We start from the raw sequence: 9611 nt of genomic DNA on the forward strand, positions 1-9611 counted from the left end.
CCACGGATGGCCGCCTGGCCCCACGCGGCCGCCGGGCGGGAGCGGTGGGCGAACGCGGACGCGACGAAGGCGACCAGCACCGGCGTCAGCATCAGCCACCCGGTCCAGCCCGGCGTCGGGCCGGCGTCCGGGAGCGCCGCGAGCAGCGGGAAGAGCGGCAGCGGCCCGAGTACGACGGCGCCGGGTGAGACGAGGGTGCCGGTGCCGACCGTGAACCCGGGGCCGAGCAGGTAGGCGCCGCTGAAGAGGGCCGCGTTGGGGATCACGGCGAGGGTGAGCAGGGCGAGCATCGCGGTGTCGCCGGTGTCGGCATCGAGCTGGGAGACGATGTTGGCAGCGGTCGAGAAGTCCAGGACCAGAGCGACGACCAGCGCGAGGAGCGCCACCGCCAGCCAGGCCCGCAGGATCGTGCGCACCAAGGCTGCCGCGTCGCGGATCGCGGCAGGGATCGCCGGCACCCAGATCGCGGCGCGGCCGGAGCCGCGGGCGAGCGCCGGGAGGCCGACGCCGGCTGCGATGAGCGCCGACCAGACGACGACCCGGCCGGTGCTCGGCGCGGTCTCGATCGTCGAGGCCAGGGACGTGGCGACCACGCCGACCAGCACGTAGCCCACCGTGAACACGCCGCCGGCGATCGGGACCGTCCAGTCGCGCTCGCCGTCGGCGATCCGGTCGGCGTCGGGGCCGTGACCCGAGATCGACTCCCCCACCCGGTGACCCACCCGCCAGACCGACCAGGCGCAGAGCAGCGTGAGCCCGAGCGGGACCGCGGTCAGCCGGACGCCTTCGATGCTCACGCCGGAGCCGTGGGCCGCCAGCCAGCCGAGGGCGCCGACGCGCAGCGCCCCGCTCGGAGTGCCGTGCCCGCCGGCGTCGGTGAGGAACCAGCCCACCACGGCGATCGCCATGCAGACGAGCAGCGGTCCGGCGGCGGCGAGCGCGCCACCGAGGGTCGCGGTCGGCACGAGCGGACGGCGGGTGACCAGCGCCTGCCGGAGCTCGGACTCCTGCCGGGCCTCCTGGCGCGCGGCCGACCGGGAGGCTGGCGGCGAGTGCAGCGACGTCATGACCCCCTCATCTTCACGCCCGGCAGGGGCGGAACGGCGGTGCCACGCCGCGGTCGCCGGCCGTCGGCACTGACCGAGGAGCGGCGCCGGTTGGAGCGGACCAGCCGCGGCGTCGTACCTTGGTCCGGTCATGGACGACACCGCCCTCCCGCCCGACCCGACGGCCGAGTTCGACGCCTTCTACAAGGCGGCGCGGGACCATCTGCTCCTCCAGACCTTCGCCCTCACCGGCGACCTGGGCGCAGCCAGGAGCGCGGTGCGCGACGCGTTCGTCGTGGCGTGGCACCACTGGCGCAAGGTCTCGCGGCTCGACGACCCCGAGACCTCGGTGCGGCCGCACGCCTGGCGGCACGCGGCGCGACGGGCCTCGGCCCGGCCGTGGCACAAGGAGAAGGAGCTCGACGCCGACAGCCGGGCGACCCTCGACGCCCTGGCGGCGCTCTCGGGCCCCCAGCGCCGCGCCCTCCTGCTCACCCAGCTGGCCGCCGTCTCCATGGACGAGATGGCCCGCGAGATCGGTCTGTCGAGCGAGGTGGCCGAGCGGGAGCTGCAGACCGCGGCCGCTCAGTTCGCGACCCAGAAGGACATCCCCGCAGCGTCGATCCCGATGGAGTTCCGCTCGCTCGCGGTGGCGATCGGCCACGTCACCTGGCCGCGGGTCACCATCATCCGACGGGCCGGCGCAGCCCGGCGCCGGATGCACACCGTCGTCGGTGCCGGCGCCGTCGTCGCGGCACTGGTCGCGAGCGGAGCCGTCGTCACCGACGCCACCGGCGTCCGGCCGACGCTCGACCGGGAGTCGACGGTCGGGCCCGACGCCGGCCCGGTCGCGGCCCCCGGACCCGACGTCGTGCTGCCCGAGACCAGCCTGCTCACCATCGACCCGGTACGCCGCACGCTGGTCGGTGACTGGAGGCAGGGACCCACCCACGACAACTCCATCGGCAACGGCGTGGTGCTGCCGTGCCAGCCGGGCGATGCCGGCGCCCGCTACGCCGACCCGCGCGGCAGCGCCGCCTGGGTGCGGGTCTTCCGCAACGGCCCGACCGGGGAGGCGTCGCGCCGGTTCACCGAGGTGGTCGAGGCGTCCCGCACCCCCGAGCGGGCCCGGAAGACCTACCACCGGCTGCGCGGCTGGATGGCCGACTGCCTGACGCCGGGCCTCCGTCTGGTCGACACCCTGTCGACCCCCGGCATCGGCGACGCGTCCGCGATGTTCGTCCTCTTCGACCAGCACCCCGAGCCCACGTCGTACGTCATCGGCGTCGCGCGCACCGGCCTCTTCACGACTGCAGTCGCGCTCGAGACCGACGTGCTGCCCGAGTCGGCCAACCGTCCCGGTCTCGCGACGCTGCTCGGCGACGCCGTCGACCAGATCTGCCGGCTCCCGCGTGCCGGCCGCTGCGCCGACGGCACCGACGTCGAGCCGGTGCCGCCGTTCGCGGCCGGCGAGGTGCCGGCGCTCCTGTCACCGGTCGACCTGCCCTTCGTCGGCGACCCGGCCAAGCCCTGGATGGGCACGCCGCCGCAGGAGATCACCAACGCCCGCACCGACATCGACGTGCTCGGCTGCGTGCACCCCGTGCTCGCCGACAAGTACGACGGCGAACGGTTCAAGACCGACCTGGTGCGCACCTTCGTCAAGGTCGACAGCGACCTGCCCGCCGAGTTCGGGCTCACCCAGGCCGTGGCAGCCCTGCCCGCGAAGACCGCGGGCGCGCTGCTGGACGACTACCGCGCCGCGATCAACGGCTGCCCCGACCGCGACGCGAGCTCCGGCACCGAGGTCCGGATCCTCCGGGCCCACGACGAGGGCGACGAGTCCTTCACCGCCTGGCACCTCAGCACCCGCCTCCCCGACGAGCGGACCGTGGAGTACTCCGTCGCGTTCCTCCGCAGCGGATCGGCGGTGTCGCAGCTGGTCTTCGTGTCCGCGCCCGGCGCCCGGATGAGCGACGCCCAGTTCGTCGAGCTCACCGAACGCGCGCTCGAGCGGCTGCCGCAGCTCCCGCCGTACGCCGGCTGAGCCGCCCGCGCCGAAGTCCCCCAGGAATCGCCGGACCGGATGCAACCGGATCCGGGGCCCGGGCGTACCACTATCGACAACACACACTCCGGGCTCGGGCCCGGACTCGGGCGAGAGGGGGACGGCCGTGGAGGCACATGAGTTCGACGAGCTCTACGCCGCGTCGTTCCGTCGGATCACCAGTCAGGTCTACGCCATGATCGGCAACCTGGACGAGGCGACCGAGTGCGTGCAGGAGGCCTTCGCACGCGCTTGGGCGAACCGCCGGAAGCTCGACCGGGCGGAGTACCCCGAAGCCTGGGTCCGTACGACGGCGTACCGGCTCGCAGTGAGCCGCTGGCGTCGTACCCGGCTCGCGAAGCGTCCGGTCGACCGCGCCGTGGGCGCCGCGACCGAGACGCCGGGGATCGACGAGTCGCACGTCGCGCTCGTCGCCGCCCTGCGGCAGCTGCCCCAGGCCCAGCGCCAGGCGCTGGTGCTGCACCACATCGCCGACCTCCCGATCCACCAGATCGCGGCCGAGATCGGCGTTCCCGAAGGAACCATCAAGGCCCGGCTGAGCCGCGGACGCACCGCGCTCGCCGCGCTCCTGACCGACGAGACCAATGGCGGTCTGGCTGGAGGAATGAGCCATGTCTGACCCGATCGAGAAGCTCACCCGTCTCGGCGAGGCGCTGGAGGGCGCACCCATGCCACTGCCCGCTTCCGAGGTCCGCGCCCGCGGCGACCGGATCCGCCGCCGCAAGCACGCCGTCATCGCCGGGGCCAGCGCCGCGGTCGTCGCGGCGGGCGCCGTGCCCGTGGTCGCGTTCACGCTCGACGGCTCCGACGACGGCGAGCCGCCGGTCACGCCGCAGCCGACGGTCACCGACACCAACCCCGTCCCGTCCGCGGCGCTGAGCGAGGAGAACCTGCTCACCGACGAGCAGGCGATCTACCCCAACGGCGGCTCCGACTGGCGGGTGCGCGACACCTACCCGGGTGACGGCCAGTCGGCCTTCAGCCCGTGCACGCAGCAGTCGATGGCGGGTCTCGGCGCGGAGAAGGTGTTCAAGCGGGACTTCGACTTCGTCGTCCTGCCGTCGGAGGAGATCGAGCCGACCGTGCACCTCAACGAGATCATCGCCGAGTTCCCGACCGCTACCGACGCGGAGGCCGCCGCCGGCGCGATCCACGGCTGGCTCCAGGACTGCCTGCCGCCCGGCGCCGAGGAGTACGGCGCGGGCCGGTTCACCACCGTGCCGATCCCGGTCGACGGCACCGCCAAGGCGCAGGTGTCGACGTACGGACCGGTCGACGAGAGCATCGACCCGTTCGGCGACTTCTCCTACTTCCTCGAGACCGGGGTCGTCGTCAGCGGCGACCGGGTGGCGGTGCTGACGCAGATCGTCCCCGGCCAGGACTACAACTGGGAGGAAGGTACGCCGGTCGAGCAGATGCTCCCCGACGCCGCCCAGCAGCTCGCGATCGGCAACGAGAGCCCCACCGAGGTCGAGCCGTCCGACGGCACCGACTGGCCGACCGCCCTGTCGCCGGACTTCCCGCTCACCTCGGGCTGGCCCGAGGACGACGGCAGCGCCGAGTTCCAGCTGACCCCGCCCAGCATCGACAACCAGGCGATGATCCCGGCCGGCGAGCTGACGGCGTGCGACCAGTCCGCCACCGACCCGGGTTCCGTCGACCGGCTGACCACCCGGCTGTCCCTCGGCTCGAGCGCCTACGTCCGGGAGGTCCTGCTGTTCGCGGACGACACCGAGGCGGCCCGGTTCCTCGACTCGGTCCAGGACGTCTACTCCGGCTGCCCCACCGACGACCAGAACGGCACGCCGCCGACGTTCACCACCGAGGTCGGCCAGGGCGCGATCGGCGAGGAGTCCTGGGTGATCACCCGGGCGTCGGACGGCATCGGCCGGGTCGCGATCAACGTGGTGCGGGTCGGCAACGCCGTCGTCGTCGACGTCGCCAGCGACGAGGGCACGGGTGACACCGTCATGGACCTCGCCACGGTGACACGGGAGAACCTCGCCGACGTGGTGGCCGCGCTCAACGACCTGCAGGGGGGCGGCTCTTCCGGCAGCAGCGGACCCGACCTGTCCGCGCCCGCCGGCGTCACCTCGATCCCCGACGGCTTCCCTCTCGACCTGGCGCTCTCCGAGCCCCCGGTCGAGGACGGCGAGACGACCATTGAAGGGCCCGACGCCGACGTCGCGGGCGTCCGCCCCCAGACGGCCTGCCGCGCAGCGCTCGCCATGCCCGACGCCGAGCGCCCCGACGCGGAGCACGAGCTCGGCTACTCGGTCTCCTCCGTCGAGGGCTACGAGGGACGGACGATCCGCGCCTACCCGACCGTCCAGGACGCCCTCGACCTGATGGAGAAGCTCCGTACCCAGCTGATGGGCTGCGACCGCGACAGCGAGGGTGACGGCCTGTCGGACCGCCTGTGGCGGACGTTCAACTCCGACACCGGCTACGACTCGGTCACCTTCGGCTACACCTACGAGGTGGTCGACAACGTCGGGGCACCGGCGGGCCAGCTCTACACCGTGGTCCGGGTCGGCAACGCGGTCCTCGCGGTCGAGTGGAGCGGCGAGTACAGCGCCGACTACCAGGCCGAGGCAGCCCCGGACCAGGTCGAGCTCACCCGGCTGATCGCCGACGAGATGTGCGTGTTCGCCGCGGCCGGCTGCTGAGGAACGACCGCGATGCCGCTCCCCGGGCCGCCCCGTCGTCTCGTGGCCGTGGTCGCCGCCTCCGCCCTGGCCCTCGCCGGCTGCGGTGGATCCGACGACCCGGCCGACGAGTCCTCGGCGGTCGACCCGGTGACGACACCCGCGACCTCGTCCGCGGAACCCGCCCCGTCGACCCGGCCCGCCCCGTCACGGGTCATCCCTGACGACTTCCCGCTCACGGCGGGGTGGCCGCGTCGACCCGGCGAACCCGGCCAGCCAGGACTCACCGGACCGAACCGGACCCTGCCCGCGCTCGACCTCGCACCGTGCGACGTACCGGCCGCCGACCCCGAGCCCGCCGACCGCCTCCGTGCCGACTGGGCCGACATCGAGGACTTCCGCAGCCGCCAGCTGACGTCGTACCCCACGGTGGCCGCCGCCTCGACCGCGCTCGACGCGCTCGTCGCGACCTACCGGTCGTGCCCCGAGCACGCGAGCAACCCGCAGTCCACGACGACCTACGCCCTCGACCGGACCTCGTACGGCGACGAGTCGTGGGCGGTCGCGGCGACCGAGACCTACGACGGCTACCCGACCACCTACCTGGGCGCCTGGCACTTCGTGCGAGTCGGGCTCGCCGTGCTCGTCACCGCCGACCACGGCGAGGGCGGCGCCGGACCGCCGGGCACGCTCGAGCGGAACGTCCACAGGTCGGCAGCCGAGGCGGAGGCCGTCATCGCCGCGATGTGCACCTTCGCCGTCGACGGCTGCTGATCCCGTCGGGTGAGGCTGTCGGGCGGTGTCGGTAGCCGGTGCCAGGATCGGCGCATGATCGATCACCTCGGCATCAACTGCGCTGACCTCGACGCATCGAAGCACTTCTACGACACCGTCCTCGCCACCCTCGGCTACACCAAGCTGATGGACTTCGAGGTGGCCATCGGCTACGGCAAGGACACGCCCGACTTCTGGCTCAGTCGCTACGACGACATGCCGCCCAACCGGGAGGTCCACGTCGCGTTCCAGGCCGCCGACCCCGACGCCGTCCGCGCCTTCTACGACGCCGCGCTGAGCCTCGGCGCCGAGTCGCTGCACGCGCCGCGGCTGTGGCCGGAGTACCACGAGCGCTACTTCGGCGCCTTCGTCCGCGACCCCGACGGCAACAACATCGAGGCGGTCTGCCACCAGGGCTGAGCCGCTGGTCGAGGAGGTCGCGCTACCAGGGCTGAGCCGTTGGTCGAGGAGGTCGCGCTACCAGGGCTGAGCCGTTGGTCGAGGAGGTCGCGCTACCAGGGCTGAGCCGTTGGTCGAGGAGGTCGCGCTACCAGGGCTGAGCCGTTGGTCGAGGAGGTCGCGCTACCAGGGCTGAGCCGTTGGTCGAGGAGGTCGCGCCACCAGGGCTGAGCCGTTGGTCGAGGAGGTCGCGCTAGCGACCGTCACGAGACCCCGTGAGGTGTCCTCGGTCTCGTGACGCTCGCTGCGCGAGCTCCTCGACCAGCGTGGGTGCTACAGGCTCTGCAGGATCTCCCGCGCCAGCGCGGCGGTCGCGGACGGCGTCTTGCCGACCTTGACGCCCACGGCCTCGAGGGCCTCCTGCTTCGCGGCCGCGGTGCCGGCGGAGCCGGACACGATCGCTCCGGCGTGACCCATGGTCTTGCCCTCGGGAGCCGTGAAGCCCGCGACGTAGCCGACGACGGGCTTGGTGATGTTGGCCTTGATGTAGTCGGCCGCCCGCTCCTCCGCGTCGCCGCCGATCTCGCCGATCATGACGATGACCTTCGTCTCCGGGTCCTCCTCGAAGGCCTGGAGCGCGTCGATGTGCGTGGTGCCGACGATCGGGTCGCCGCCGATGCCGATGGCGGTCGAGAAGCCGAAGTCACGCAGCTCGTACATCATCTGGTAGGTCAGCGTCCCGGACTTCGACACCAGACCGACCGGACCCTTGCCCGCGATCGTGTGCGGCGTGATGCCGGCCAGCGACTCTCCCGGCGTGATGATGCCGGGGCAGTTCGGGCCGATCATCCGGGTCTTCTTGCCCTGCAGGTAGGACCAGACCTCGGCCGTGTCCTGCACCGGGACGCCCTCGGTGATGACCACGATCAGCGGCATCTCGGCGTCGATGGCCTCGACGCAGGCGGCCTGCGTGAAGGCCGGCGGCACGAACAGCACCGAGACGTTGGCGCCGGTCTCGGCCATCGCCTCCTTCACGGTGCCGAACACCGGGAGCTCGACGTCGTTGCCGTCATGGTCCTTGTGGGTGACCGTCGTGCCGGCCTTGCGCGCGTTGACGCCGCCGACGATGGTCGCGCCCGAGTCGATCATCAGCGCGGTGTGCTTGGCACCCATGCCGCCGGTGATGCCCTGGACGATGATCCGGGAGTCCTTGTTCAGGTAGATGCTCATGTCTTCGTCCCTTCTCAGGCGCCCAGGCCGGCGAATGCCAACTCGGCCGCTTTGTCTGCCGCGCCGTCCATGGTGTCGACCACGGTCACCAACGGGTGGTTGGCGTCGGCGAGGATCTGGCGACCGAGCTCCACGTTGTTGCCGTCGAGCCGGACCACGAGCGGCTTGTTCTCCTCGTCGCCGAGGATCTCCAGCGCGCCGACGATGCCCTTGGCGACCTCGTCGCAGGCGGTGATGCCGCCGAAGACGTTGACGAACACCGACTTCACGTCGGGGTCGTTGAGGATCACGTCGAGGCCGTTGGCCATCACCTGGGCGTTGGCGCCGCCCCCGATGTCGAGGAAGTTGGCCGGCTTGACGCCGCCGTGCTTCTCACCGGCGTACGCGACCACGTCGAGGGTGCTCATCACGAGGCCCGCGCCGTTGCCGATGATGCCGACCTGGCCGTCGAGCTTGACGTAGTTCAGCCCCAGCTCCTTGGCCTTGGCCTCGAGCGGGTCGGCCTCTTCGCGGATCTCGAACTGCTCGTGGTCCGGGTGCCGGACCTCGGAGGCGTTGTCGTCGAGCGACACCTTGCCGTCGAGCGCCTCGAGCTTGTCGCCGGCCAGCCGGGCGAGCGGGTTGACCTCGACGAGGGTCGCGTCCTCCTCGACGAACACCTTGTAGAGCTTCTCGATCATCTCGACGGCCTGCTCGAAGACCGGCTCGGGGAAGGCGGCCTCGGTGGCGATCGCCCGCGCCTTGTCGGCGTCGACGCCGGAGCCGGGGTCGATCGCGATCTTCTTGACGAGGTCGGGGTTGGTCTTGGCGACCTCCTCGATCTCGACGCCGCCGGCGACCGACGCGATGCAGAGGTACTGGCGGTTCGACCGGTCCAGCAGGAAGGAGAAGTAGTACTCCTCCTCCGGCGGGGTCGCGGGGGTGATCAGGACCCGGTTGACGGTGAGGCCCTTGATCTCCATCCCGAGGATGTTGCTCGCGTGCTCGAACGCCTCGTCGGGGGTCTTGGCGAGCTTGACGCCGCCTGCCTTGCCGCGGCCACCGGCCTTGACCTGGGCCTTGACGACTGTCACGCCGCCCATCTGCTCAGCGGCGGCCTTCGCCTCCTCGGCGGTCTCGACGACCACTCCGAGGGTGGTCGCCACCCCGTGCTTGGCGAAGAGCTCCTTCGCCTGAAACTCCATCAGGTCCACTGGTATATGTCCTCAGCTGTTCGGGTGCGGGCCGCGCTGCAGTGCGGGTCCTCGGGCACCCTAGTCGGGCGGCGCCGGTCGCGACGAGGGTGCCCATTCCGGACGTGACCTGGATTACATCCCGGACCCGTATATTTCCACCGCGGGCGGTTCGGGGGATTTCGGCCCTCGCTCGGGATCGGATATGGTCGGCGTTCGATTCACCGGGCTGTCACCAGATGGTCACTGACGTCGGGGCGCCGTAGGGGGGCGC

General features: G+C 72.0%; 8 protein-coding genes. 5 read left to right on the forward strand and 3 right to left on the reverse strand.

The genetic code is table 11. The features are described from left to right. On the reverse strand, nucleotides 1-1067 hold a 1067-nt coding region (locus tag H0488_RS19015; RefSeq protein ID WP_183100808.1), incomplete at its 3' end, for a cell division protein PerM. A 130-nt stretch (nucleotides 1068-1197) separates the two neighbouring features. Between H0488_RS19015 and H0488_RS19020 the strand changes: the two genes are divergently transcribed. The 5 genes from H0488_RS19020 to H0488_RS19040 all read left to right on the forward strand — a co-directional run bounded on the left by H0488_RS19020 (nucleotide 1198) and on the right by H0488_RS19040 (nucleotide 6956). Continuing rightward, nucleotides 1198-3093: a SigE family RNA polymerase sigma factor gene (locus tag H0488_RS19020; RefSeq protein WP_183100809.1), complete on the forward strand. Its 1896-nt coding sequence runs from the start codon at nucleotides 1198-1200 to the stop codon at nucleotides 3091-3093. 127 nt (nucleotides 3094-3220) lie between these two features. Beyond that, nucleotides 3221-3733, forward strand: coding sequence for a SigE family RNA polymerase sigma factor (locus tag H0488_RS19025; protein WP_183100810.1), 513 nt, complete (start codon nucleotides 3221-3223; stop codon nucleotides 3731-3733). Further along, nucleotides 3726-5783 carry a hypothetical protein gene (locus tag H0488_RS19030; RefSeq protein WP_183100811.1) on the forward strand — a complete coding sequence of 686 codons (2058 nt, stop codon included), beginning with the start codon at nucleotides 3726-3728 and terminating at the stop codon, nucleotides 5781-5783. Before H0488_RS19025 ends, H0488_RS19030 begins: the two co-directional genes overlap by 8 nt. A 12-nt stretch (nucleotides 5784-5795) precedes the next feature. Further along, a complete protein-coding gene (locus H0488_RS19035; RefSeq protein WP_183100812.1) occupies nucleotides 5796-6536 on the forward strand; it encodes a hypothetical protein in 741 nt (246 codons plus the stop codon). Between the two features lie 54 nt (nucleotides 6537-6590). Continuing rightward, nucleotides 6591-6956: a VOC family protein gene (locus H0488_RS19040; protein WP_183100813.1), complete on the forward strand. Its 366-nt coding sequence runs from the start codon at nucleotides 6591-6593 to the stop codon at nucleotides 6954-6956. A 312-nt stretch (nucleotides 6957-7268) separates the two neighbouring features. On the opposite strand, the gene sucD is transcribed toward H0488_RS19040, so the two are convergent. Continuing rightward, on the reverse strand, nucleotides 7269-8165 hold the full coding sequence (gene sucD, locus H0488_RS19045) for a succinate--CoA ligase subunit alpha (RefSeq protein ID WP_183100814.1): 897 nt from the start codon (nucleotides 8163-8165) through the stop codon (nucleotides 7269-7271). A gap of 14 nt (nucleotides 8166-8179) precedes the next feature. Next, on the reverse strand, nucleotides 8180-9358 hold the full coding sequence (sucC, locus tag H0488_RS19050; protein ID WP_183100815.1) for an ADP-forming succinate--CoA ligase subunit beta: 1179 nt from the start codon (nucleotides 9356-9358) through the stop codon (nucleotides 8180-8182). Nucleotides 9359-9611 lie beyond the last annotated feature (253 nt).

The organism is Nocardioides pelophilus, assembly GCF_014180685.1.
Classification (GTDB): Bacteria; Actinomycetota; Actinomycetes; order Propionibacteriales; family Nocardioidaceae; genus Nocardioides; species Nocardioides pelophilus.

Excerpts from the sequence above, each read along its gene's own strand:
- H0488_RS19030 (WP_183100811.1), top strand. The coding sequence starts at position 3,726 with ATGTCTGACCCGATCGAGAAGCTCACCCGTCTCGGCGAGGCGCTGGAG.
- H0488_RS19035 (WP_183100812.1), top strand. The coding sequence starts at position 5,796 with ATGCCGCTCCCCGGGCCGCCCCGTCGTCTCGTGGCCGTGGTCGCCGCC.
- H0488_RS19020 (WP_183100809.1), top strand. The coding sequence starts at position 1,198 with ATGGACGACACCGCCCTCCCGCCCGACCCGACGGCCGAGTTCGACGCC.
- sucD (WP_183100814.1), bottom strand. The coding sequence starts at position 8,165 with ATGAGCATCTACCTGAACAAGGACTCCCGGATCATCGTCCAGGGCATC.
- H0488_RS19040 (WP_183100813.1), top strand. The coding sequence starts at position 6,591 with ATGATCGATCACCTCGGCATCAACTGCGCTGACCTCGACGCATCGAAG.